The 22,682-nt window shown below is 69.6% G+C and carries 28 protein-coding genes and 1 pseudogene; 4 read left to right on the forward strand and 25 right to left on the reverse strand.

From position 1 onward, the window contains the following. Positions 1–291 precede the first annotated feature (291 nt). Positions 292–699, forward strand: a complete 408-nt coding sequence (locus ACIBJF_RS44675) for a hypothetical protein (RefSeq protein ID WP_399183071.1) — start codon at positions 292–294, stop codon at positions 697–699. Positions 700–770: 71 nt separating this feature from the next. After that, entirely contained in the window at positions 771–1,154 is a 384-nt protein-coding gene (locus ACIBJF_RS44680; RefSeq protein WP_399183073.1) for a tetratricopeptide repeat protein, read from the forward strand. A 390-nt stretch (positions 1,155–1,544) separates the two neighbouring features. Here ACIBJF_RS44680 and ACIBJF_RS44685 read toward each other — a convergent pair whose 3' ends face one another. From ACIBJF_RS44685 to ACIBJF_RS44745, 13 genes and pseudogenes are all read right to left on the reverse strand, one after another. Next, entirely contained in the window at positions 1,545–2,168 is a 624-nt protein-coding gene (locus ACIBJF_RS44685; RefSeq protein WP_399183075.1) for a hypothetical protein, read from the reverse strand. Positions 2,169–2,577: 409 nt separating this feature from the next. Then, the gene (locus tag ACIBJF_RS44690) at positions 2,578–2,847 is read right to left on the reverse strand and encodes a hypothetical protein (protein WP_399183077.1); all 270 of its coding nucleotides are present in this window, start codon (positions 2,845–2,847) and stop codon (positions 2,578–2,580) included. Between the two features lie 307 nt (positions 2,848–3,154). After that, the gene (locus tag ACIBJF_RS44695; RefSeq protein ID WP_399183078.1) at positions 3,155–3,337 is read right to left on the reverse strand and encodes a hypothetical protein; all 183 of its coding nucleotides are present in this window, start codon (positions 3,335–3,337) and stop codon (positions 3,155–3,157) included. Beyond that, on the reverse strand, positions 3,337–3,819 hold the full coding sequence (locus ACIBJF_RS44700) for a hypothetical protein (protein WP_399183079.1): 483 nt from the start codon (positions 3,817–3,819) through the stop codon (positions 3,337–3,339). Before ACIBJF_RS44700 ends, ACIBJF_RS44695 begins: the two co-directional genes overlap by 1 nt. Then, the gene (locus ACIBJF_RS44705; RefSeq protein ID WP_399183081.1) at positions 3,819–4,022 is read right to left on the reverse strand and encodes a hypothetical protein; all 204 of its coding nucleotides are present in this window, start codon (positions 4,020–4,022) and stop codon (positions 3,819–3,821) included. The genes ACIBJF_RS44700 and ACIBJF_RS44705 overlap by 1 nt, the downstream gene beginning before the upstream one ends. A 144-nt stretch (positions 4,023–4,166) precedes the next feature. Next, positions 4,167–4,322: a hypothetical protein gene (locus tag ACIBJF_RS44710; RefSeq protein ID WP_399183083.1), complete on the reverse strand. Its 156-nt coding sequence runs from the start codon at positions 4,320–4,322 to the stop codon at positions 4,167–4,169. Then, a complete protein-coding gene (locus ACIBJF_RS44715; protein WP_399183119.1) occupies positions 4,319–4,756 on the reverse strand; it encodes a hypothetical protein in 438 nt (145 codons plus the stop codon). Before ACIBJF_RS44715 ends, ACIBJF_RS44710 begins: the two co-directional genes overlap by 4 nt. Before the next feature lie 9 nt (positions 4,757–4,765). Further along, a pseudogene (locus ACIBJF_RS44720) lies at positions 4,766–5,431 on the reverse strand (GGDEF domain-containing protein); the annotation flags it as partial. A 90-nt stretch (positions 5,432–5,521) separates the two neighbouring features. Next, positions 5,522–5,824, reverse strand: a complete 303-nt coding sequence (locus ACIBJF_RS44725; protein ID WP_399183121.1) for a hypothetical protein — start codon at positions 5,822–5,824, stop codon at positions 5,522–5,524. Between the two features lie 105 nt (positions 5,825–5,929). Next, entirely contained in the window at positions 5,930–6,325 is a 396-nt protein-coding gene (locus tag ACIBJF_RS44730; protein WP_399183085.1) for a hypothetical protein, read from the reverse strand. Then, on the reverse strand, positions 6,322–7,308 hold the full coding sequence (locus ACIBJF_RS44735; protein ID WP_399183087.1) for an AAA family ATPase: 987 nt from the start codon (positions 7,306–7,308) through the stop codon (positions 6,322–6,324). Before ACIBJF_RS44735 ends, ACIBJF_RS44730 begins: the two co-directional genes overlap by 4 nt. After that, on the reverse strand, positions 7,305–7,646 hold the full coding sequence (locus ACIBJF_RS44740; protein WP_399183089.1) for a hypothetical protein: 342 nt from the start codon (positions 7,644–7,646) through the stop codon (positions 7,305–7,307). The genes ACIBJF_RS44735 and ACIBJF_RS44740 overlap by 4 nt, the downstream gene beginning before the upstream one ends. Positions 7,647–7,657: 11 nt before the next feature. Then, positions 7,658–8,137, reverse strand: a complete 480-nt coding sequence (locus ACIBJF_RS44745; RefSeq protein WP_399183091.1) for a Pycsar system effector family protein — start codon at positions 8,135–8,137, stop codon at positions 7,658–7,660. 49 nt (positions 8,138–8,186) lie between these two features. Between ACIBJF_RS44745 and ACIBJF_RS44750 the strand changes: the two genes are divergently transcribed. Beyond that, a complete protein-coding gene (locus tag ACIBJF_RS44750) occupies positions 8,187–8,996 on the forward strand; it encodes a leucine-rich repeat domain-containing protein (RefSeq protein ID WP_399183093.1) in 810 nt (269 codons plus the stop codon). Between the two features lie 552 nt (positions 8,997–9,548). On the opposite strand, the gene ACIBJF_RS44755 is transcribed toward ACIBJF_RS44750, so the two are convergent. The 12 genes from ACIBJF_RS44755 to ACIBJF_RS44810 all read right to left on the reverse strand — a co-directional run bounded on the left by ACIBJF_RS44755 (position 9,549) and on the right by ACIBJF_RS44810 (position 21,426). Next, positions 9,549–10,040, reverse strand: coding sequence for an RRQRL motif-containing zinc-binding protein (locus ACIBJF_RS44755; protein WP_399183095.1), 492 nt, complete (start codon positions 10,038–10,040; stop codon positions 9,549–9,551). Positions 10,041–10,235: 195 nt separating this feature from the next. After that, the gene (locus ACIBJF_RS44760; protein ID WP_399183097.1) at positions 10,236–10,925 is read right to left on the reverse strand and encodes an HAD family hydrolase; all 690 of its coding nucleotides are present in this window, start codon (positions 10,923–10,925) and stop codon (positions 10,236–10,238) included. A gap of 212 nt (positions 10,926–11,137) precedes the next feature. Next, positions 11,138–11,320 (reverse strand): hypothetical protein, encoded by a 183-nt coding sequence (locus ACIBJF_RS44765; RefSeq protein WP_399183099.1) that lies wholly within the window; start codon positions 11,318–11,320, stop codon positions 11,138–11,140. Positions 11,321–11,471: 151 nt separating this feature from the next. Then, positions 11,472–12,026 (reverse strand): hypothetical protein, encoded by a 555-nt coding sequence (locus ACIBJF_RS44770; RefSeq protein WP_399183101.1) that lies wholly within the window; start codon positions 12,024–12,026, stop codon positions 11,472–11,474. A 69-nt stretch (positions 12,027–12,095) separates the two neighbouring features. Next, on the reverse strand, positions 12,096–12,284 hold the full coding sequence (locus tag ACIBJF_RS44775; RefSeq protein ID WP_399183103.1) for a hypothetical protein: 189 nt from the start codon (positions 12,282–12,284) through the stop codon (positions 12,096–12,098). Between the two features lie 75 nt (positions 12,285–12,359). Next, positions 12,360–14,474, reverse strand: a complete 2,115-nt coding sequence (locus ACIBJF_RS44780; RefSeq protein ID WP_399183105.1) for a chromosome segregation protein ParM — start codon at positions 14,472–14,474, stop codon at positions 12,360–12,362. Between the two features lie 505 nt (positions 14,475–14,979). Next, positions 14,980–16,722 carry an ATP/GTP-binding protein gene (locus ACIBJF_RS44785; RefSeq protein WP_399183107.1) on the reverse strand — a complete coding sequence of 581 codons (1,743 nt, stop codon included), beginning with the start codon at positions 16,720–16,722 and terminating at the stop codon, positions 14,980–14,982. 580 nt (positions 16,723–17,302) lie between these two features. Next, positions 17,303–17,539, reverse strand: coding sequence for a hypothetical protein (locus ACIBJF_RS44790; protein ID WP_399183109.1), 237 nt, complete (start codon positions 17,537–17,539; stop codon positions 17,303–17,305). Next, positions 17,536–18,027, reverse strand: coding sequence for a hypothetical protein (locus ACIBJF_RS44795; protein ID WP_399183110.1), 492 nt, complete (start codon positions 18,025–18,027; stop codon positions 17,536–17,538). The genes ACIBJF_RS44790 and ACIBJF_RS44795 overlap by 4 nt, the downstream gene beginning before the upstream one ends. Positions 18,028–18,408: 381 nt before the next feature. After that, the gene (locus ACIBJF_RS44800; protein WP_399183112.1) at positions 18,409–20,556 is read right to left on the reverse strand and encodes a DUF2637 domain-containing protein; all 2,148 of its coding nucleotides are present in this window, start codon (positions 20,554–20,556) and stop codon (positions 18,409–18,411) included. Between the two features lie 145 nt (positions 20,557–20,701). Next, entirely contained in the window at positions 20,702–20,848 is a 147-nt protein-coding gene (locus ACIBJF_RS44805) for a hypothetical protein (RefSeq protein WP_399183114.1), read from the reverse strand. 344 nt (positions 20,849–21,192) lie between these two features. Beyond that, entirely contained in the window at positions 21,193–21,426 is a 234-nt protein-coding gene (locus ACIBJF_RS44810) for a DUF5999 family protein (protein ID WP_399183115.1), read from the reverse strand. Here ACIBJF_RS44810 and ACIBJF_RS44815 point away from each other — a divergent pair. Then, on the forward strand, positions 21,400–22,233 hold the full coding sequence (locus ACIBJF_RS44815) for a phosphotransferase (protein ID WP_399183116.1): 834 nt from the start codon (positions 21,400–21,402) through the stop codon (positions 22,231–22,233). The two genes, ACIBJF_RS44810 and ACIBJF_RS44815, sit on opposite strands and share 27 nt — an antisense overlap. Positions 22,234–22,682 lie beyond the last annotated feature (449 nt).

Below are 22,682 nucleotides of genomic sequence, written 5' to 3' on the forward strand. Positions count from 1 at the left end.
CACGCCCATCGCCGCCCCGAACACCCGGCCCCAGACTGCCTGGGCTATCGTGGCTTCCGCGGCCACCGTCTCTTGATACGTCGTCACAAACGTTCATGATCGCGGTGGCCGTACCCATACCCCCACTCGGCCCCCGCGAGCTCCTGATCAGGGAAGACGCCGGAACTACAGCTGCCGTGTCAGCCCACCCCGGGCACCGAGAGCGAACGCGATCTGCGAAAGAGCCGTGGGCACCCTGCGCCGCGAAATCCTCGACCGGATCCCACCTCGGATTACCTTCGCCTGATTTGGGTGAAAGGTGAACTGGTCAAGGTGACATCCGTTGACCTGTACACCCCGGAGCGCGGCTCGAGTGTCCCGAGTATGCAGGCCGAGATCAATGAGAAGCTCGAACATCAAGCCGACGAGGTTTTCGTCAATGCCGATAATCGGCAGAACCTGAACGAAGTGGAGTTCGCTGCCGGTGGCAACAGCAGGGTCCGCATAGCGACGGTAGGGCCATTCAAGCGCTATGACACCGGAGAGCTCGGTTACGCCGATCTGGCATCTGCGACCAAAGCCGCCGAGCAGGCTGAGGTGCAGACTGCGATAGAAGAGTGGACCGCAGATAGTCAGGCCCAGGCCGAGATGCAGGGCATGGAAGGTGAGGCTTGGGCGGAGGCCGGGGGATTCGCCCTGGGCTTCGAGGAGGGGGAATGAGTCTCTGGTAAACCGATGAGCAACAATGGTCTCGTGATCCGCGACGCTCGTCGTGGATCACGAGACCATTAATGAACAGTAAGGAGGGATTGCCGGTGCGCTTGCGCAGGGGAGAGACCCCCGAGAAGATCACCGAATGGCGTGCCAGCGCCGCTTCGGGTGATGTGGAGGCAATGTTGAACATTGCGACAATAGCGGCCCGCACGCCGGAGGACGCACACGAGGCCGAACATTGGCTGCGTAGAGCCTGTGAACAGGGAAGTCTGGAAGCCAAGCATCTTCTAGGGGTCGCGCTCATCAAAAAGGGCGACTTGGGGGAAGGTGAGCGTCTTCTTCGTGGAAGTGCTGATGCAGGGCACGTAGAGGCGATGTACACTCTCTATCACTATTATGACTCGCGTGGCTTGCGGGACGAGGCGCAGAAAGTTTGGGACAGCATTCCGGACGGAAAATGAATGGCCACTGTGCCGCTCGCACCCTGACTCGAATGCAGGGCTCTGTCGCTCTCGCTGTCGGCCCGAAGCCGCCGGTATGGGCCAGAGGCCCATACCGGCGGTGGTGGACCAGGGAGCTGCCGATTAATAACTCCTTGGTTTCTGAGGTCTGTTGGATCGTAGGATTCGGGTGTGTCGGAAGGAGCGAGGCGGGGCAGGGCGACTCTGTTGCTCAATTCCCGGTGAGACTCCGCATGATGACGAGAGGATGGCCGGACCAGAGCGCGGCCACGGCCCTCGCCTCGTTCCCCGACGGCAGGAGAGCGTGACCCCCGAATCGGTAGGCCACTTCGGCGTAAGCGTGGTTGCCGGCCTCATAGCGGGCATGAAGCGCTCGGCCCGTTGTACGGCTCAGGCGCGGTGGCGCAGGGCGAGAGTCCAGGTGTCCAGCGTGTAGCGCGTGGGATCGTCCGCGTGCTGCTCGGCCACGAACGCGGCGACCCGGTCGCCGTCCCACCGCAACGCCCGGAACATCCCAGGCCGCGTGTCCGCCGCGGCACCCCCGAGTTCGACGAGGACGGTGCTGTCGAGCCTACGGCCCACCGCGCGGACCGCTCCGCCGTCCAGGACGAGAATCGTGCCGTCGCGCAGGACCAGCGGCTCGGGCGGCGTCCCGCCGGACAGGTGCGGGCCACGCTCCACGACACCGCCGGGCAGCAGCCGGACGACCCGGCCGCTGGTCGGCACCCTACGGTCGCCCTCTACGACACGCAGACCCGTGCCCACGACATAGTGGCCGTAGGAACGCCAGGCATCGGTCTCGTTGCCGTCGCGGTCGTACTCCCACGTGTCGAAGAACTCGTAGCCCTCGAGCCCGAGTACGAATCGGCCGCCGCCCCGCGCGGCCGCGCTCTGCCCGCGCAACTCCGCGACCAGCCGCCCGTCCGCGAGATCGAGAAGCAGCGCCGGGCCGAGCATGCCCCAGGCCGTGTACTCCATGGAGTCCGTGGTGACCAGCACCCGATCGCCGGACACATGAGCGGCGTTGGGCCTCCCGTCACAGTGATGTGTCCATCGGGTACGACCGGCGGAGTCGACGCACCTCACCGATCCGACCTCGCCCTCGATGCGCAACTCACCCCGACGCGCCAACGGATCTCGCGGGACCCAGAACACGTCGTACGCCAGCGGCCCCACCACGCGCCGGTGATCCACCACATCCGCGCTCCACACAGCGGCAGACCCGGCCGCCGCTCCCCCATCCGTGCCCCGCCTCGCCATGCCCGCGATCGTAATGCCCCGCGACACCGCGGCACGAGCCGCGGGAGCCATCGGAAAAACGCTCAACTACCAAGCGGGAACCGTCATCCGGTGCATGGTGAGGACCGGCCGGACAGCCCGCTTCATGAAAGCGCGAGGCTAGTGGTCGGGCTGCTGCCCGCACTCACTGGCTGGACTGTCCATCGCGTGTGGGTGCAAGGCCGGAGGCGTGCAGCACTGTCGCCGCCACCACGGACGGGTCTCCGCTGGCCACCCACCGGAAGCGGGCCACCATCATCAGGTCGTCGATGCTCTCACGCACGAACCCGTCCACGATGCAAGGGCCGCCCAGGCGTTCACGCAGCACCACGTGGTCCGGCTCCTCATCATCCGCGATCTGCTGGTAATCCCCCGAGTCGGGGCAACCCGAGAAGACGTACACCCAGTGGCCCATGCCGGCCATCCTGCCGGGAACCAGAGGATCCACCTGATCAGGCGCGAAGGCGGTGGAGTAGATCCGTCCGAAGGGATGACAGGCAGTGCTGTCAGACAAGTACGCGGCCAGGGCTCCTGGAGCACGGTCGTCGGCTGCCCGATTCGCTGGCCCTTGACTATGGCATATGCCCGCAGCACGGAAATGGCTCGAATGTCGTCGTCTCGCGGAGGTGAACCGCGATGACTCTCCCCGTACACCGCTGGCCCGGCCAGCGGAGCGCCGCGCCCGGCCGGGAAGAGCGGGGCGCGGTGCTCCAGGAGTGGTGCTACTGGGCGATGGTGCCGGTGACCACGAGGAACTGGTTGGTACGCAGGTCCATCACGACCTGCGCGCTGGCGCCCTGGGTACGCTGGGCGGTCGTGTACTTTCCGGCTGGCCAGGAGTCGCGGGGGCCTCCGGCGGGGAACTGCTCCAGGACGGTGCGGGCCTGCGGGGTGGTGGCGGCCATTACGCATCACCGCCGTTCACACGCTCGTGAATGTCGATCAAGGTGGCGATGGCGTCGGGGTTGTCCGCCAGGCCGACCCACTGTCCGAGCGAGGTGAAGACGGGGACTTGGTCGCGGTCGCCGTCGAAGATGACGCAGTAGTCGCCGTATCGGTCCATCACCATGTCGCGAAGGACCGGGATGAGCGCGGCCTCCAGGACCTCCAGGGCGTCGACGGTGAGCCGGGCACTCTCCCCGGGCGCCTGCGACTGGACCAGGGTGCCGGTGACGCGCAGTAGGTCGCCGGGCTGTATGCCGTTCAGCAGCTCGTGGGTGATTCGGGGATTTTCGCTGGTGCAGGCCACGACCGTGTCGGGTGCGTCCGGGGCGACGGTGTCCGCGTCGGCCGGGCGGACGATCAGGTCGAACGTGGCGGTGCCGCGCGGGCCGGGAGCGGGGATGGCGTCGACCCAGCCGTCGACGGCGCAGTGCTTGGTGTCCATTAGCTGGCCTCCGCCAGGGGCTTGGTGGTGCGAGGGGAGCGGGGTCGGGTGGTGCGCTGGGCGATGTCCAGCAGCTCGCGGTTGCGCCGCTGTTGGGCTTCGGTGAGCGGCCGGGCCTTCGCGCTGTGGCGGTGCCACAGCGGATGAGCGGGCGGCTCGGGGTAGGCGAGGGCGTGGTCGACGTCGCGGTTGGTGCTGCTCAAGGGGGCCTCCATCTGGAGGGGTCAGGCGTGGTCGTCGTCGCGCCGGCTTTTGGGCTGGATGTCGGAGGCGAACCGGCCGAGGCGGGCCTCAACCGGGTTTGCGGCGATCCAGTCCTCAGCACACGCCTTGTGAACGGGCTCCCCCTAGTGGGAGCGCATCGGCGTGGGCTTGTCGCACAGCGCGCAGGGGCGGTTCTGCCAGCGGTCGAAGTGCTGGCTGTCGCGCCATTCGAGGAGGGCGCCGGGAGCCGGGATCATGCCCGGCTCGAACAGCGGCTTCTTGCCTCGCGGCCGGGTCACCGCCGGACGTCGGGCAGCTGCTGGAACACCTGCGCCACCAAGTCCGGCGTCGGCTTCCAGGCCGGGAGTGCGCCCGTGGCGGGCACGGGCAGCGGCAGTTCGTGGACGTCGGCGAGGACCAGGTGCTGTGCGTCGCGCTGTGCCCAGGGGCTGGTGCACTGCTCGGGTCCCTGGTCCAGGTGGCAGTCGATGAGCCGGGCGACGCCGATGACTGCACCGAGGTGCAGCTCGCGGCCGCGGATCGCGGTGGCTACCAGCGGGTCGCGTAGGGCGGGACGCTCCAGCCTCTGCCCAGCGTGGATCAGGAGCCAGCCGCGCCAGGACCATGGCTTGGGGCGGTTCTCCGGGTTCTTCCCCGCGAGGATGCAGGTGGCCCAGGGCTGGCGGATCGTGATGCCGCGGATCCAGTCGCGCTCGGGCAGGGTGATGGTCATGCGGCTCGCCCCCCATACGGCGGTGCCCGGGCGCCCGGCGCGGCGGCCGTTGATGGACGGCACCGTGACGTGCTGCTCGGTGGCGAGGGTCGCGCGGCCGGAGTGCTTGCCGTCGTAGAGAGCGGCGTCGGCGGCCCGCTGCAGCACGGTCAGGTCGCGGGAGCCGGTCACCTCCGGGGTCGCGGCACCGACCGAGGCGGCGACGTCGACGGTGCGGCCGTCGTCTAGGACGACCGGGGTGTGCAGCATGCGGACTAACTGCTCCAGTCGGTGTGTGCGACGGTCGGCGGGCAGCTCCAGGACGACGGCGAACTCATCACCCCCGAGCCTGCCAAGGGCGGCGCGCGGGCCCGCCCAGGCGGTGAGCCGGGCGCCGAACGCGGCGAGGACGGCGTCACCGCCCTGGTGCCCGAACGTGTCGTTGATCCGCTTGAAGTGGTCTGCGTCGACCATGACCACGGCCACGCTGTCGCCGTGGCGGCGCAGGATCTGTCGGGCCCGGGCGATGTAGGCGTCGCGGCGCAGGAGCGCGGTGAGCGGGTCGCGGCGGGTCGCAGCGAGCTGCTTGTGCAGCGCGATGGCGTGCACGACCCAGCCGGCCAACGGCACGGCGGCGGTGGTCAGTAAGAGCGCGCGCTGCCCAATTCGGGCCTGTGTGCGCAGGACGGAGTCCATACTGGGATCTCTCCCTCTCGTCTCGTACGGGTTGGGTAGGCCCGGGACAGGCGGCTGGTTGTCCGCCGTGGCGCCTGTCCCGGGGCGGAGCTACAGCGCGAAGTCGCTGCGGCAGCTCCAGCTGACGGGGTTGTGCCAGAGGCCGGCCTTCGCGGCGGGCCACTCCATCTCCCAGCCGGGCCGAAGCCCGCGCGCTGCCCAGCTGTCCGGCTGCTTGCCGGGGATCTCGAGTCCGGCCATGTGCGCAGCGAGCGCGGCGTCGTACACCTCGTGCGCGCGGCGCAGGGCTGCAGCGGGGGAGTCGGCGACGCCGGTGAAGACGTGCAGGCCACGCCGGGCCGGGTGGTGGGTGTCGTGCATTGGGACGTCTACCTCGTAGATGCGCAGGTGCATGACGTCCATCTCCCTTCGTCTGCTCGTGGTTGAGGGGATACTGCGAGCGCCCTGGCCCCGGCGGGTGCGGGGTCGGGGCGGCATAGAGTGCGCTCAATACACGGGTCAGCGGGTCGCCTCGATGGCGTCGCGCAGGTGCGTGCGCGCCCATGCCAGGAGCGAGCGCTGGTCGCTGGGCGGGCTGGTCAGAGCGTCGGTGAGATAGGTGACGGCGGAGTCCAGGTTCTCGCTGGCCTGCTGCAGGCAGCCGACGCTGGCGGTGGCCAGGACGTCACGGACGCGTTCGACCAGGTAGATGAAGTCGGTCGGGGTGGGATTCTGCGGTGCTTCCTCCGAGAGGACATCGCCGGAGCGGGAGTGGACGGTGCTGCGGTGTGCGGCGAGACCGGCAACTCTGCCCTGGATCGGGAGGTGGCAGTGAGGGCAGCCGTGCCACCAGTCAGCTCCGTCCGGCAGGGCGGCCGGAGTGAGCGGGTGTGGGCCGGGGGCAGCCCGGGTCATCCGCGGACCGCATCGGCGTATTGCGCCTCCAGATCGGCGCGGCCCTCAGGGCCGTCGTCCAGGTCGTGGTCCTCGGCCTCTTGGTCGACGTCGTCGAAGCTGCCGTGGACGGTGCAGACGATGTCCGGATCCTGGTCGCGGTCGCCGGTGAGCGCGCTGCACAAGTCGGTGACCGCGTAGGCCGGCGCCCACGCCTCGCCCTCGCATTCGTCGTTGAAGGGGCAGGGCAGCAGGACCTCGAAGCCGAGACTGCCTTCGCCGTCGATGTCCGTGCGCAGGGCGAGGGTGAGGTACTGCTGGCCGATGCGGATCTCGGCGACGCGGTCGTCCCCCGCGAGGGTGGAGCCGTCCTTCCACCGCCACAGCGGCATGAGTTCGGGGCCGAAGAACCGGCGCGGCACGATCAGGTCGCCCAGGCCGTCGTCGCCGCCCTGTCCAAGCTCCCTGATCCGGGTGTTGCTGATCTGCTGCAGGAGGGGCTCCAGCCGGTACAGGCTGTCGGAGAAGACGACGTCGTTGAAGCCCTCGCTGCGCAGGTTCGGGTGGGAGTGGACCATGGCCTGGTGCTGGGCGGTGACCGTGTCCTCGGGCACGCTCCGGTTAGCGGGCCTGGACTGCTGCCGCTCGATGCACACGGAGGCCGGGGTGGAGACCACGACTGCGATGGCAGGCACGTTGTGCCGTTTGGCAGCGGCGACCAGCGGTTCGCGGGCCGACCTGGTGACGTTCGTGGCGTCGACCACGGTGAACAGGCGCCGCGTCATCCGGCGCTCCAGGAGCAGGTGCAGGGCGTCGACCGCGTCGGCAGTCGAGGCCTGATCGCCCGGGTCGTCGCTCACCGCTTCACGCAGGGCGTCCAGGGACAGGACCTGCGAGGCGGGCCACGTGCCTGCCAGCGTCGACTTGCCGGCGCCGGACGCGCCGATGAGGATCACGAGGCAGCGTTCCGGCAGCTGCGGGTACAGCGGCATCGGCGAGGTCATACGAGATCTCCTTGCGGGTCAAGAGCGCGGGCCGCCCAGATCAGGCGCATCCCGGCGTTGTCGGTGATGAGGGCGGCGGCCTCGTGCAGCGGGCAGGAAGCGTCGCCGTCGCGGTCTGGTTCGATCTGCCCGGCTCGCTTGGCGGCGACGGTGAGCAGCGGTGCCAGGGATGCCATGAGGCCGCCGGGTGGGTCGGTGTCCTCGGACAGTTCGCGCAGGATCCCGGCGAGCTCCCCCTTGTCGATGTCATCGGCGGTGAGGTCGTCTTGGATCTGCTGGAGGGCCAGGGCGGCGATGCCGGCCGAGGTGCGGACGCGCTCCAGGCGGGTGCGGGTCACCGCTGCCGCCGTCACAGCGCGAGGCCGGAGCCGGCCAGCACGAGCAGGGCCAAGGCGACCAGTGACAGGTCGACCGCGCGTCGCAGCTGGGTGAACTTGGCCACCGCGAGGACGGACAGGACCCGGATGGGGGCGGCTCGGGTGTCGCCGTCCATGCACGCCCGGATTTCGTCTTCGTCCAGGCGCGCCCAGTGCGGGAAGGACGGCTGGTCGTTGCCGCGCAGGCGGGGCCGGACGACCAGGAGCAGCAACACGGCCGCGGCGCCCAGGGCCAGGAGCGCGAGCGCCCCGAGAGCCTTGGTCATGGGTGGCAGGTGCTTGTCGGCGATGGATGCCAGGCCGGCGAGGACCGCTCCGTTGAAGGCGAGCAGTACGGAAGCCTTGCCGTTCGTACGGCCGGAAACACGCGGGTTCGCGGATTCCGGGACTGGTGTGACGACGAACCCTGCCGCCTGCCCACCGTTGGAGGCGGCTCGGGGAGCGGGTTCCACTGCCCATTAAGCACTGGGCCGGCCAGATGAAGATCCGTATCTTGGCCACATGGTGGATGCGGGAGAACTGAGGCTCTTTGTGAACCGTTGGGGCGACACGTCGGACCCGGCATCTGTAGGACGCGCTTCCTATCGGGATGAGTGCGCGTGCTTCGACCAGGCCAAGCCGCATCCGCGTGCCCGTGTCGGTTTCCACGCCGAGCGCCAGGACACCTCGGCCGCTGGGTGGCAACGTCTGCTGGAGTTGATCGACGAGGCCGCAGAGGACCGGCGGGAGGAGTTCCGACCTCTGGTCGAACTCAGCACCGAGGAGCGCCGGCAGGTCATCACCCTGCCGCCGAGCATCGCCAAACTGACGGCGGTCAAGCACTTCGTGCTCTACGGCAGCAACCTGGTCCGAATACCGCCCGAGATCGGTGCAATGACCAGCCTGGAGGAGCTCACCCCCTACACCTCGTACCGGCTGCACTGGTTCCCCTACGAGATCACCAGATGCTCGCAGCTGGTCAGGAGCACGGTGAGCACCCGCGCCCTGTTCGGGAACTACAAGCTCCGTCCTCCTTTCCCTCGACTACAGCCCCCGCGAGTCGCCGTTGCTGATCTCGACCTGACAGCGCTTGATGCCCGGCGCTGGGGTACCACGATCATCCGTCGGTGCAGTGTCTGCGATCGGCCGATCGAACAGGGTGGGCTCCACCAAGTGTGGATCTCGCTGCGGGTGGCCACCGATGTCCTGCCTCTCCTGGTCAATGCCTGCTCAGCAGCTTGCGTTTCCGACCTGCCCTCCGGCGCCGAGGGCTACGTGCAGTTGCCGCATACAGGCGGCAGGGTCAAGCAGCCGCCGTCCGACTGGGACTGATTGGACGGTCAGCGGGGCAACCGGGCTGTGCCGTGGTGATGCTCACCAACAGCCGGTGGGAACCCGCGCATACTCCAATAATCTCGCCTGCGACTGAGGCGCATGCGGCGTCCAGGTTCTTGTCGGTGTCGCAGACCGTGGTAGTCATGGGCGTGTTTCCCTGATCTCTGGAGAGTGATTGGGAGTGGGCGGCCTGCCCTCTTGCCGATGCGCGGGCTGCCCAGCGATTCCCGCCCCGGCGCGCAGGCCGGGGCGGGAATCGTTCAGAACGGCGGTTCGTCCGGCCAGCGGTCGCAGACCGGTAGGCGCCGGAGGACATGCTGCGGGCGGTCCCAGCGGCGCTCCGGTGAGCTTGCCTTCCAGGCCGGGGACACACCGCGCGGTTTCCAACGCCTGCTCGTACCTGCGGTGGGTGGAACGGCGAATGAGGCTGTCACGGGTTTTGCCTTGGGCGTTGGGTGGCTCGGGGGTTCTGGTTCTGCTCGCCTCCCGCCCGTCAAAGCTGCGGCACGGGCGGGTCAATCAGCTGCGGGTGTCTGGGGCACTGCCTGGTCAGGCGACCAGCCGGTGTACAGCCGGTGCCGGGATCATGACGGTGTCGGGGCTGGGCTCGAAGCCCCTTTCGCACGCGTCGCACCGGCCTTGGGTGCGCAGCGGGAGGCACGCGTAGTACCGCCTCCGGCATTCGGGGCATGTTTGCCTCGCCGCCATCGCCCGGTCCAGTGCCATCTCCTGAGCGAGGGTGGGTGTCCGTTTGGGAGCCGCAAGGTCGACGCGGTATAGCCACGCCCACCGTTGCCCTCCCCGGCATATGAGCCGGGCGACGGGATCGTGACCACCCGGGCTCAGGCCCAGCGCCCGCAACTGGCGGCGGGTGGCGAGCCCTCCTGCGGGGACTGGTCCCTTCCTGCTACTGCGGCGCGCACGGCGACGGCGCCGGGGGCCTGGTTGTTGCCGTACTCGGGTGTTTGTAAGCACTTCTTTGGGCACCAGCGCACCAGCGTTTCGGGGCTCCACTGACGTACCAAGTCGATCTGGCTCCACCGGTATGAAGAGACAGTTCAGGCCCCCGGGTCAGGAGGGCCTGTGTATCGCATCTTGCGGCGTGATCGGATAGGGGATGACTCCGTTCCGGACTGGTAAGCGGGTACGTTTGCGCGGTATCGAGGCCGAGGACTGGACGGCCGTTCGGTCGCCGGGCCCTCAACATCGCGCTGAAACTCGCCCCGGTCGGGCACGTCAGAGGAGCTGGAGCACCTCGACCAGCGCGCCGGGACGCTGGTCAACGGGCAATGGATCGACTAGGTGGACCCGGCACCCCAGCGTGGCAGCGCCGACGTCCGCAACAGACTCGTCTCCCACCATGAGTGCATCGCCGGGCGCCACTGCGAGCTTGTCGCACGCCATCTGGAAGATCCGGGGATCGGGCTTCTTCACCCCGCACTCGAAGGAGAGGAAGTAGGCGTCCACAAGGTCATCGACACCGTGGTCGCGGAAGACACGGCGCATGTCCCAGCCGATGTTGCTGACGACAGCGACCGGGATGCCTCGCCCGCGCAGGGCGCGGAGGGTTTCCTCGGTGTCGGGATAAGGCAGCCATGCCCCGGACACTTGGGAACGTTCATACAGGGCCTCGGCCAGGTCAGCCGCAGGCAGCTTCGCCTCCCTAATGAGGGCCGTGAAGGCAGCCCGGTGTCGTTCGGCGGTCAGATCGCGCTCCCGCCACAGTGCCTCCAGATGGGGCGGCACTCGGCGCGGAGGAACCCCTCCGGGCTGAGCCCCGAACTCTTCCAGCCGGCTGACGCACGCATCGAGTTCACCCTCGGGCACGTCCAGACCGGCATTCGTTGCCACCGCGCGCAGCCACTGCGCGGCCGATTCGATCCGGAAGAGGGTCCCGGAGAAGTCGAACATCACACCCTTGATCATGAAGCCGATCCTGGCGGCGCCGACGAACCGGCCGCAACCCCAGGACGATCAAGATTTGCAACCCGAGCAATCCACCAACATCCTCAGGCCCTTGATGTCCGAAGTGGGGCCACATCACCCTGCTACCGGGGCGTGAATCACACCGCCACACGCCCCCTGCGACCCGCCAGTGGGGCCAAAACAACTCCGTGCACTGGAGCCAAAACAAGTGCTTACAGACACTCGGGGAAGGTTCCGTCGTCGTACAGGTCGACGTGGACCAAGTTGTCTTCGTCCAGGTTGTCCATCAGGCACTCCAGGCGCCGGGCAGCCGGTGGGGGCGGTGCGGGTAGCGGGGGCCGGGGTGCGGCGGGCGGGGTGCGGCCGATCCGGTGGCGCGGGCGGGGAATGAGCACGTGCGATCTCCTCCAGTCGTCGGTGTCAGGGCTGCGCCCCGCCGACGTTGGGCTGGTGTCGGCGGGTGGTGGGTGGTGCGCAGGCCGGACGGCCTACCCCGCACCCGACCGGATGCGGTTCGGGTGCGAGGCAGGTGGTCCGGGGCGGGGCTTAGAGGCCGCGGGCGTCGGCGAGGTGGGCGGCCTGGTTGACCATGCGGATAGGGATCCGGCCAGTGCCGTGGGCGTCGTTGAAGGACGGCACGGATTCGACGTCGTCGCCGAACTTCCGGCGAATTGCGTCCAGGAGCACGGTGGTCGCGTCGGCTTCCAGGCTGCGGTCGCCGCCGGCCTCGGCTCGGATGGCTCCGAGCATGCAGCGGGCGCCGTCCTCGTCGGCCAGGACGTCCTTGCACCAGCCGCCGGTGAGCAGCCGGTGGTGAGCGCGCTGCAGCAGAGCGGCGACCGGGGTCGGGTATAGCTCGGACAGCAGTGCGGGCCCGGTATCGATGGGGACGGTGACGACGTCTGCCAGGTCCATGGGCTCGGTGTCGATGTGCGCGGTATTGACCTCGTATTCGACGGCCGCTTCGTCCAGCCGCAGGGTCATCCGTGCGTTGATGAACGCCAGGCGCTCCTCGAGGGACAGTTCCACCGGCGGCACGGCGACGGAGGCGCACTGGCTGGTCGGGGTGGGCTGGTCTATGGCGGGGTGGGTCTGGGGCATCGGGGCTCCCTGGGGCGTCGAAGGCGCGGCGGGGCGTGGCGGCCTTTGACGCCGGCGGCCGGGGCGGTTTCAGATGCTGCCGATCACGCCGGTCACGGTGCTGATCGTGTCGTTGATGGCGGGGGCGGCGCCGGTGGAGGCGAGGAGGAAGCCGAGCAGGGCGCGGGCCACGGCGTGCGACATGCGGACGGAGCCGCCCCGGATCAGGACGAAGACAACGATGCTGAGCAGGACGACGGCGGAGATCGATATGGCCACGGGGCGGTGTGTCCTTCCAGGTGTGAGCAGGGCCCAGCCGGTGTGGCCGGGCCCTGTTGGGGGGTGCGGGGTGGGTCAGACGCCGGAAAGGTTCTTGATGGCCTCCAGCGCCTGGCGGGGCGAGGTCACCGCGTCCCGGCGCACTCCGGACTTCCCACCGCCACCGCGCTTGCCGCCGTCCTTCGTCGGGGCGTCGTCATCGCCGTCCTCGTCGTCGGGCTCGGGGCCGAACTCACCGGGCCGGGGCGGCTCGGTCCAGTCGAACCACAGGCCCCGGGCTTCGAGCTCGCGGATCTCGTAGTCGGTCAGGGTGGCGACGGTGTCGGGGAAGTAGTCGTCGATGCCGGCCTTGAAGTCCATGAACAGCGTGCGCAGGACGTCTGGCTGCGTGCCTTCCACAATCCAGCCCGCGCCGCCGGTGTTGGAGTCGGCCGGCGGCTCGGGCTCGCCGCGCATCACGCGCTCGATCCGGCCTGCCTCAGCCGGGGAGAAAGAGCGGGGAAGCGGGTCGGGGACGTGCTCGGGCGCGATGCCCAGGGCCTTGAACATGTCGCCGACCTTCTTCGGCGCGACCTTGAGCACGACCGGGATGCAGTTCTCGCGCAGGTTCTCGCACAGCAGCTGCGTGAACCCGTCCTGGACGTAGATGGACTGGCCGGCCACCTTGATGCCGACCGCGTACTTGCGGCCCTTGACCGACACCAGCTCCGCGAGGTCCATGATCTCCGCGCCGTAGTCGCCGTTGCGGGCGGCGGAGAGGAACTCATCGAGGTAGGCGGACAGCATCCGATACGGGCAGCCCGGTCGGGTCGGGTCCCACTCGTGGACCTCGCCGTCTTCCCACGGCATCTTGCCGCGGATCTCCATGAGCGCGACCAGGACCCGCAGGAGCCGGATCATGTAGAGCGCGCCGACGCCATAGCGGGCGGTGTGCCTGCCTAGCGCGGCCGTCTTCTCATCCGGGGCTTCCGTGGTCAGCATGACCACGGCGCCGAACAGGGCGTCGGCCGCGACGTGCAGGCCCATCAGCTGCGTCTTGCCGCCGCCAGAGGGGGCGACGAACAGACCGTGCGCTGCGCCCCGGTCGGTGTAGACGCGGTTGCGGGCGGGCTGACCGTTTCCGAGGTAGCCGGTCACCCACCGGCCGTCCTTGTCCGGGGTGAGCAGCTCTCTCGTTGCGGGGAAGACCTGCGCGAGCGGCGAGGTGTCCCACAGGGAGACCAGGACCTGGCTGCCGTCGACGGTGACGAACATCCGGCCTTCGTCGTACTTGGTCTTCAGCGCGGCCGCCAGGGTGTGCTTGTTGACGCGCGGCTCGCCCGCCTCGTCGGGGACCTGGGCGATGTAGTGGGTGACCCGGCGGGCGTGGTCGCGGACTTCCTTGACGAACTCCGAGCCGGGCACCGGGCCGCCGACGGCGCCGATCCGGTCGGCCCACCACTCGTGGGCGGTGGGGGCCTTGCGGCGCCGCTCGTTGGCGTCGGGGGTGACGTCGACCTCCTTCCAGGCGGGGCCGCCCTCGCGCCCGTACTGCCGGGCCACCTCCTTGATGTGGACATCCGTCACGTCGACACCGAACGCGGCGGCGACGTCCTCCTCGGTGAGTCCGGAGATCGGCCGTCCGGCCTCGGAAGCGCGCAGCAGCAGGGACAGGTCGTTGGGCATGCCGTCGTGCGGGGTGGCCTTGACGACGATGGTGCGGCCCGGGAGGCCGCGGTTTTCCCACAGCCAGCGGACCTGGCGGGTGAACGCATCGGCACCGTCGTCCGGCTGCGCCGGCGAAGCCTCGGGCGCGGTGGGCTGCAGCTGCGGCGCGGCAGCCGGGGCAGCGAGGGCGGGCCGGTGACCCCGGCGGGTGTGCCGGGAAAACGGCAGCACGATCGCGCCGACCGCCGCCCACCCGATGGCGAGCAGGGCGTCCACGCACCACGGGCCCCAGCCGGGCGTGTGCCGTGCGGCAACGTCGACGGCGGCCGCCAGGACCAGCGGGGACCAGCGCAGGATCTTGCGTCCCGCGCCGGGCTCATCGCTCTTGGCGGCCAGGACCGAGCCGCCGATACCGACGGCGCCCGCCAGCTGCACGACCGTGTTGACGGGACTGTCGGGGGCAATGTTCGGGGCCGCAGCGAGGACCGGGGCTGCCAGGGTGTAGAGGGTGCGCTCCAGTGCGACGCTGCGTGGCACGGACACGGGTTTCTCCTTCGGGAGTGACGATGGGCGGCCCGCCGTCGGTGGCGGCCCGCCCATCAGGGACTTCGGGGGGGCAGTGGGCGAGGAAGCCCGGCTTGGGGGTGCGCTCGTTGCGGCCGGAGCGGATGGTGTCCAGGCCCTCGTACAGCCGCGCGTGCGTGCGCCGCGTGTCGTGGGCCAGGCCGGACACCTCCTGGGCCGTGTCGTGGAGCTTGCGCACTTCGACGGCGGCGCCGCTTAGGGCGACGGCCACCTGGTTGGTCATCTCGATGAATTTGCGGTCCAGTTCGGCGTTGGCGATGTCGACGGCCAGGCCCTCCGCGCGCTGGGCGTTCATGCGCATCCCGCGCAGCAGCGCTTCGAGTTCGTTGCTGGCCAGGTCCATGGCCGTGCCCAGCGTCTTGAGCTTCTGCTGGACGGCCTTGTAGCGGTTGTCGCCGTCGGTCTGGGCGGCAGCGCCGCCGCCGGTGGTGGGCGCGAGGTCGCTCACGGCGAACTCCCTTTCCTAGTCGTGGTGGGCGGCAGCTGAGGCGTGGGTCAGGCCTGCGGCGTCCATGGCCTGGATGTCCTCGCCGTAGACGCGGCCCACGGACATCGCGGCGATCCGAGCGGCCTCCGAGGCGATCTCGCACTCGGTGGCGCACCGTTCGGCCAGCTGCTTCATGCGGGTCGCGGCATCGGCCAGGTCCGTGATCTGGTCGACGACCACGGTGGCGATGTTGTGGTCACCGACCAGGTCGGCCGCCATGTCTCGCAGGGCGTCGGCGACCTTGCCGAGCGCGACGGCCAGATCCTGTGCGCGGTCCTTGTCGAGTGCGGCGGCGATCGCGATGTTCACGATCTCCATCAGGTACTCGCCGAAAGTGATGTCGGTACGGTGCTTGGCCGCCATGCCGGTCTGGTCCGACGTGGGCTTGTTGACCTCCGATGCCACGGGGTCCTCCTGTGAAGTGGGTCGGGTGGTGCCGGGACGCTGGGTGTGGGGCTCCGGGGCCCGGGGCAGACTCGCCGGACTCGAGACGGTGGCCCCGAAGGGGTCGGAGGGGTCGTCGACGATGACCGCGTCCGGGATGTCCTCCTCAGCCGATTCGGTCTTCGGAGGGCGGCTTGAGCGGCCGGGACTGTCGACCGTGACCCCGAGGTCCTCCGGCGTCGCTCTGCTGGACGGCTCCTCCGCCTCGGGCGGGGTGGTGCCCTCGGGCTTGGCGAAGAAGTCCTTGAGCCGCTCCTTGAAGGAGCGGCCGTCACCGCTGTCGTCCATGCCCGGCGGGTCCTTGACGTCGTTGGGCTTGGGGCCGTCGTCCGTCCCGGTGCCGTCCTTCGGTTCCTTGTCACCGGAGCCGCCAGATGGCTTCTCGTCGCTCTTCTTGCCCTCGTCCGGGCCGTCTGAGGACGACTCAGGGCCGTCCTTGGGCATCTTCTTGGTGGTGGCCTCGGAGTCCTTGCCGCCCTTCGCGGCCTTGTCCTTCTCCGCTGCGCGGCGCTTGTCCCAGCGGCGCCGCGCTTCCTCCGCCGCAGCCGCGCCGAGTGTGGTGCGAGCGTCAGCGGCCTTGGCGGCCTCCCGCTTCGCCTTCCTGGCGGCCTTCCGCTCCGCGTTCGCCTTGCGGCGTTCCTCCCGCTCCGCCTGCCGGTTGGCGCGGTCTTGGTCGCGGTCCTTGCTGCGCTCGGCGAGGTTGGCGGCCTGGTCGGCGCTGCGCCGCTGGTGCCGGGCGGCCTGGCGGGCTGCGGCGCGCTCCTGGCGGCCGCGGGCCCGTTCGGCCTGGGGGCTGGAGGCAGGCGAGTTCTGCGTCCTGCCGCCGTCCCCCTTCGAACCGCCCTTGCCCGACCCGGAGCTGCCCGAACTGCCCTTGCCCGAACCGGACTTGCCCGCACCGGAGCCTCCAGAGCCGTTCCGGCGGCCTTTGGAGCCCCCGGACGACTCATTGCCCTTCGAGCCGCCCCCACGGCCGCCAGCGGAGCGATCAGAGCCCTTCCCGGTGCCCTTGGGGGAGTTGCCACCCCCGGAACCGCGCCCCGACCCTCCGCCGGACCCGTTCGTTCCCGAGCCCCGGCCCCCGCCCCGGCCTGAGCCGCCGGAGTTGCCGCCGCCTCCGCGAGAGCCGCCCCCGCCGCCGGCCTTCGAGCGGCCCTTGTCGGCGCCCATGCCGGAGCCGGAGGACCGAGCCGCGTCGGCCTTGCCACGCGCCGCCGCCTTGTCGGCTTTCGCCTTCATCAGCGCGGTGCGGAGCTTGCTGTTCTGCTCGATCATCGCGGTTTCCTGGGCGGTGCGGGCCTCCAAAAGCGCGGCCTTGCGCGCTATTTCCGCCTCACGGAACGACGCTTCCCCAGTATGCCGGTCCCGCGCCACTTCCAGGCGAAATTCCAGCCAGTCGCCGAGCCGATCGGCGAGAGAACGAGGCTGAACGTATTCGCCTTCCCCGGATTCTTCGTCACTCGAATCCCGAGCGCTCGGCATTCCCGTTTCCCGCAAAGCCGTTTCCGGGGAAATCGGCCCGCGAATAGTCGGGAGTTCCATGGTCGTCTCCTCCGGGGACTCCGGAGGGACGCCTGCGCCTGCACCGCTGCCGGCCGGTTCGGAATAAAAGAGATCCCCGCCGTCGGGAGCGTCCGGCATTCCTCCGGAATCGCTGCCCCGAGCGGGGAGCTGGACCACGTTGCTGTCGGTGTCGTCGGACACGCGACTCCTCCTCCTGGGCTTGACAGTCGGCACCGGCCTCGCGTACGCGCGTGCGCGGCACGCGTGGCACGCGGCACGCGCGGCACGCGTTGGGACCGCCGGAGGGCCGCCCCCGGGAACAGGGGCGGCCCTTCGTGTGGGACGCGGAGAGCTAGCCGGAGCGGGTGCGGTGGACGTTCTCCAGGGCGCGCGCGACGTCACGGATGAACTGCGTGTTCCCGTCGCGGTATGCCTGGGTGCCCCGGATATTCATGACCCGGAGCCAGTAATAGAAAGTGCCGAGGTCGTTGCCGTGCTGCGCAATCAAATCCTGTTTGATTTTCCGCTCATGTTCTGCACGGTTATATTTCTTCCGCTCAGCTCTCGTGAGCGGGCGACCTGCATTCACGCCGACTCCCTGCGGTCCAGGTTGTAAATCGACGTCGGGCCACCACAGCCCATATTCGGACTCTGTGCATCTTGTTGCCCGGAGTTTTCCGGGGATGCCTGAAGTTGCGGATTGTTCTTCTGCTCCTTGAGCTGCGCCTTTTCCTTTCGCTGCTTTTTGACTTCCTTCACCTTCTCATCGTGGGCGTGGCGCTTATGGGCGCTCCTTTCCAGTCCCGAAGTGACGCTCTTGAGGTTCTTGATGACGTCGTTCAGGGACTTTTCCACCGGGAAGGAGCGAAGGAAAGCCTGGCCGAACTTGTCGCCCTCCACGCGGGTCCCGCGGCAGTGCACGCGGGTCTCGCGCTGAAGGATCTCCAGCTTGGCCTGCATGTCCAGCACGACCCGGTAGAAGTCCCGGAGGTAGTGCGCGTAGGCGGCGGGATTCTGCGCGATCTCGCGCAGCGCCGCGTTCGGGTCGTCGAAGAAGGTCTCGTCTTCGGTGCTCACGGGGGTCCTCCGTGGGGGTCGGATCTGCTGTACTCGGGGGGCTGTTGACTGCTTCCGGCAGTCGCAGCGAGGGCCAGCCCGATTGCCGCGGGCTGGCCCTCACTGGTGTGTGCCGGACGGCGGATCAGGTCAGGACTTGTCCGCGTCCTGGGAGCGCAGCAGGCCGGCTTCGGACAGCAGGCGCACTGCGCGGGGCTGGTTGACCGAGAGCTCTCTACGTTCGCGCGAGACGTTGACGAAGCCGTCGTCCTCGCGCGTGGGGGGCGGGATCGGACGATCGGCCAGCTGGCCGTAGCCGTCACTGGTCCGCTCTCACGCTCACGCGTGGGCTCGGGCCGGTGGCGACCATGAGCGGCAGGTGCTGTGCGAGGGGGCGCACGCTCAGGCGCTCGCCTTGGCGCTCACCGGGGCGCTCGCTTCGACCTGATCACGCAGGCGCTGCGCGGTCGGGCGGGAGACCGGGTCATCGGACAGGCCCGCCTTGGTGAGCGCGTCGCGGATCTCGGTCCACTGCGGGCGGCGCCCGAGCTCGGTGTAGAGGAGACGGATGCGTTCGTGGCGGCGCTCGGTAAGCGCGTCCCGCTCACTGCGCGTGCGGGGGCTGTCCGCTCGGTGAGCGTCGTCGCCATCACTGACGCGCTCACGGTCGCGAGCGCCTGCGGTGCGCGCCGGGCGCTCACGCTCACCGTTGCCGGAGGTGAGCGCGCTCACCTCCGGGTGAGCGTCGTGAGCGTCGCCGGTTTCCTCAACGCGCTCGATGGTGTGAGCGTCGTCGAGGGTGAGCGTGTCGGCGAGCGTGGCGGGCGCGCTGCCGAGCTTGAGCGTCATCCGCTGCTCCAGCGGAGCCTTCCACCGCCACAGCAGCCCATGCTCCTCACGGAGTTGCGCTCGCAGCCAGGTCTCCTGCTGGAGCCGGGTGAGCGCGTCCTCGTAGGAGGTGATCTCCCACAGGATCATCCGGCGGCGAAGCCGGGCGGTGGGGATCGGGGCGAGGATCCAGCGGCTGCGGCGCACCGTCTCCATCCGCACCTTGCCGGTAACCGCGCCGATCCTCGTGGCGTACACGTGGGAGGCGATCTCCGAGAAGATCACCCACAGCAGGGTGAGGGCGGCGTGACCGATGCGGCCCGAGGCGGAGTATGAGGCGTTCCAGTTCAGGTAGACGGTCACCGCCGTCAGCGCCCGGGGGACCCAGCGGATCCAGCGCAGTTCCATCCCCGTGCGGATCAGGAACAGGTTGGCGCCGGTGAAGGCCGGGATCGCGACGTCGATGCCGACCGGCAGCAGCCACGGCCAGTCCCAGCCCCACCCCGACGCCTTGGTCTCCAGCGCGGTGTAGGAGGACAGCAGACCGAGGGTGGAGACGGCTGCGGCGGCCAGCACGATCGCGACGGCTCCGAGCAGCTCCTGCCCAGACAGCGGCGGGACTCCGCCGGCGGGCCGGGTGTCGTGGCGAGCCTTGCGGCGCGCGGCACGGGCCTCGGCGCGGATCTGTCGGCGCCGGGCCCGCTGAACGGTGCGCTGCGCCGCCTCGTTGAGGACCCGCTCGCCTTCGGCGCGGGCCTGCGCGGCGGCGGCCAGGTCGGCGGCGGCCTTCGCCACTGCCTCCCGGGCCGTGGTCGCGTCCGTCTCCGCTTGCTCACGCAGCCGGACGACGTCCTTTTCGGCGGCTGCCCGCAACTCCTCAGCGGAAGTTCGGGCGTCGGCCAGGGCGCGGTCGGCGTCCTGGCGCAGGCCGGCCGCGACCTTCTCAGCTCCGGCCCTTACCTGCGCGGCGTGGTTGTTCGCGCTCTCGCGCATCCGGTCGGCGTCCGCGCGGGCCCGCTGAAGGACCTGGTCGCCGTCCCGGGTGGCCCGGGCGCGGGTCTCGGTCGCGGTGCGGTCCGCGTCGGCCAGCAGTTCGGTGCGCCGGGCGTCGGCGTCCGCGCGGACCGTGGCCGCGTCCCGGTCGGCGGCCGCCCGCACTTCGCGGGCCGCCTCCTTCGCCTCGGTGACGACATCCTGCGCCTGGAGGCGCGCGTCGGCGAGGATCTGGTCGGCCTTGCCCGTCGCGGCCGTCGTGATGCCGTGGGCCTCGGAGCGGGCGGCGGCGAGCAGCTGCTGCGCCTTCGCTTCGGCGTCGGCCAGGACCTGGTCGGCGTCGGCGGCCGCGCTGGTCGCCGCCTCTGTGCGGATCTGGTCGGCGGCCGCCGTGGCGGCTAGGATCCGAGCCTTCTCGGTCGTGGCGGCCTCGGTGATCGCAGTCGCCTCCGTACGGGCCGCGTTCAGCAGTTCACCGGCGCGCGCCTGACCGTCGGCGAGCATCCGAGCGGCATCGTCGGCGGCCAGCCCCCGGAGGTCGGCGCCACGGTCGGCGCTGTCGGCCAGGTGCGGGTCGGCCTCGGGGTACACCGCCGGGGCGGCGGTCTCGGGCTCGGGAGCGGTGGGCTGAGCGGGAACGCTCACCGGCGTCGCCTTGGCACGCCCGCCGCGGGGCTTCGGGGTCGCCGCGGGCTGGCGCCTGCGGCGGGCGGTCTTGGTGTTGGCCACGGGGGTGTCCTCTCTTCCGGGCGCCTCCGTGCAGAAGGGGCACCGTGGATCAGTGGCGGTCGGTAGGGTCGTGACCAGGCCCTCCGGGGCCCCGGCAGCGCTAATGCCGGGGGCCCGGAGGGTCGTTCTGCCAAGGGGCAGGTGGTCAGCTCGTGGCGGGCAGCGTGCTGCTCTCCGCGAGGTGCTGGCGCAGCCAGGCGACGGCGGCCGGGGTCATCGCCCCGGTGTCCGGCTCGCTGAGCAGCGCGGTGTCGATGTCGTGCATCGCGTCCGTCGCCGGGAGCAGACGCATGTAGTCGGGGTCGATCCCGGCGCGGTGGCGGGTGCCGCTCAGCTCGACCAGGTCGTAGAAGGACCTTGCCGGTGTCGGCGTGCCGCCAGGATCGTTCCACGCGGCTGACGAAGGTGTGGCCGGGCTTGCCGAGCCAGAACCGTTCGAAGTCGCGGAACAGGACGATGTCGCCCTTGGTGTAGGTGGTCTGGGCGCGTGGCCTGCGTCTGCTGCTGGGTCACGTGATCTCCTCACATCGCGTACACCGGACCGAGGGCCGGAGCGTCCGGACTGCCCGGCTCCCAGTCACCGCCCGACCCAGACGCCGAAGGTTCAGCGGTCGGGGCGGGCGGATCGGGCAGCCGTCAGGCCAGGGCCGCGACGGGCCGGTGCGGGGCGATGACCCGGCCGTCGGGGAGCAGCTCGCCGGTGTCCTCGAAGAGAAGGACGCCGTTGCACAGCAGGCTCCTTCTCTGCACTTCACCCTGATGGGTGGTGCGGGCTTCCGGCTGAAACCAGAGCTGGTGGAAATGTGGATGCCTCGAGTGCAGGTGCTTCGGCAGGATCGGCATATGGCTGACCCCACAAACGAGGTTCATCTCCCGCCCGCTGCTGTTCTCGATGCCTTCGGGGTCAGGGACGTCGCCGTCCCCTTGGCGGGAGGCGAGGGCCGCAGCGTCCGCGCAGGCAGCTTCGTGTTCAAGCCGGTGGGCCGGGCCGAGACAGAAGAGGTCGAGTGGGCAGCGGGTCTTTTCGAGTGCCTCGTCGGGCAAGCAGGCTTCCGTGTCCCGCGCCCGCTTCGCGCGACGGACGGACGGTGTGTAGTCGACGGCTGGGCTGCCGCAGAGCTTGTGGCCGGCGAGACCGGCCTCCAAGGGCGCTGGGCGTCCGCGCTCACTACGAGCCGAGCCTTCCACACGGCATTGCAGGAGGTTCCCCGCCCCGCGTTCCTTGACCGGCGTACTCATCCCTGGGCTGTAGGTGACAGGGTCGCCTGGGGCGAGCAGACCGTTGAGGTTCTTCCTGACCTTGCCGATCCACTGGCTCAGCTGCTGGCGCTCAGGCGCCCGGTTGAGCCACGAGGGCAGATCATTCATGGCGATCTGACCGGGAACCTGCTCTTCGCTCCTGGTGAAGAGCCCGCCGTCATCGACTTCTCGCCGTACTGGCGTCCAGCCGTGTTCGCCGAGGCCATCATCATTGCGGACGGGCTGTTGTGGTTCGACGTTCCGTTGGACCTGGTGACCGGCCATGACGATCCCGAATGGAAGCAGATGCTCATTCGTGCACTGATCTTCAGGCTCGTCGCCCATAGTGAAGCTTTTGGCCCAGCGGGGCACGCAGCCTCGGGTGAGCCTCAGCGCTACCAGAACGCCATCGCAGCTGTGGTGGACGGATGCTCTTGAGAGCGTGGACGGACCTCCCGCTATAGGGAGGTGAAGCCGGCGTGGGGGGATCACTGATCTCCTCGGGGCGGGGCGGGGCGGGGGACGCCGAGGTCACTGATGACGGGATCGAGGGCGGGGGACGTCGAGGTCGACGACTGTTCTCTGGGCTAGTCGTGCTGCCTCTGCTTGCTTGGAGCGGAGGAAGGTCAGGGTTGAGTCGATTCCCTCGACCTCGCCGAGCCACTGCTCTTCCTGGGCCCGCTTGCGGCGGAGGAGAAGGTCCTTCTCAATCTCTGCGAGGCGGGGCAGCATCTTGGGGTTGACCTGGAGCATCGGGCAGCGGATGCAGGCTTCTCTGAACTTCGAGTTGAGCCCTGGCTGTTGGGATGCTCTGGTTCTGGCTGGCCGGTCAGGGCAGCAATCGGCGGGTAGAGGTCCAGGCCAAGAGTTGATCGCGGGTGCGTCCA

Source organism: Streptomyces sp. NPDC050743, assembly GCF_044456925.1.
Classification (GTDB): domain Bacteria; phylum Actinomycetota; class Actinomycetes; order Streptomycetales; family Streptomycetaceae; genus Streptomyces.

Excerpts from the sequence above, each read along its gene's own strand:
- ACIBJF_RS44680 (WP_399183073.1), top strand. The coding sequence starts at position 771 with ATGAACAGTAAGGAGGGATTGCCGGTGCGCTTGCGCAGGGGAGAGACC.
- ACIBJF_RS44690 (WP_399183077.1), bottom strand. The coding sequence starts at position 2,847 with ATGGGCCACTGGGTGTACGTCTTCTCGGGTTGCCCCGACTCGGGGGAT.
- ACIBJF_RS44695 (WP_399183078.1), bottom strand. The coding sequence starts at position 3,337 with ATGGCCGCCACCACCCCGCAGGCCCGCACCGTCCTGGAGCAGTTCCCC.
- ACIBJF_RS44700 (WP_399183079.1), bottom strand. The coding sequence starts at position 3,819 with ATGGACACCAAGCACTGCGCCGTCGACGGCTGGGTCGACGCCATCCCC.
- ACIBJF_RS44715 (WP_399183119.1), bottom strand. The coding sequence starts at position 4,756 with ATGACCATCACCCTGCCCGAGCGCGACTGGATCCGCGGCATCACGATC.
- ACIBJF_RS44725 (WP_399183121.1), bottom strand. The coding sequence starts at position 5,824 with ATGCACCTGCGCATCTACGAGGTAGACGTCCCAATGCACGACACCCAC.
- ACIBJF_RS44730 (WP_399183085.1), bottom strand. The coding sequence starts at position 6,325 with ATGACCCGGGCTGCCCCCGGCCCACACCCGCTCACTCCGGCCGCCCTG.
- ACIBJF_RS44735 (WP_399183087.1), bottom strand. The coding sequence starts at position 7,308 with ATGACCTCGCCGATGCCGCTGTACCCGCAGCTGCCGGAACGCTGCCTC.
- ACIBJF_RS44750 (WP_399183093.1), top strand. The coding sequence starts at position 8,187 with ATGGTGGATGCGGGAGAACTGAGGCTCTTTGTGAACCGTTGGGGCGAC.
- ACIBJF_RS44760 (WP_399183097.1), bottom strand. The coding sequence starts at position 10,925 with ATGATCAAGGGTGTGATGTTCGACTTCTCCGGGACCCTCTTCCGGATC.
- ACIBJF_RS44770 (WP_399183101.1), bottom strand. The coding sequence starts at position 12,026 with ATGCCCCAGACCCACCCCGCCATAGACCAGCCCACCCCGACCAGCCAG.
- ACIBJF_RS44785 (WP_399183107.1), bottom strand. The coding sequence starts at position 16,722 with ATGATCGAGCAGAACAGCAAGCTCCGCACCGCGCTGATGAAGGCGAAA.
- ACIBJF_RS44805 (WP_399183114.1), bottom strand. The coding sequence starts at position 20,848 with ATGCGTCTGCTCCCGGCGACGGACGCGATGCACGACATCGACACCGCG.
- ACIBJF_RS44815 (WP_399183116.1), top strand. The coding sequence starts at position 21,400 with ATGGCTGACCCCACAAACGAGGTTCATCTCCCGCCCGCTGCTGTTCTC.
- ACIBJF_RS44810 (WP_399183115.1), bottom strand. The coding sequence starts at position 21,426 with ATGAACCTCGTTTGTGGGGTCAGCCATATGCCGATCCTGCCGAAGCAC.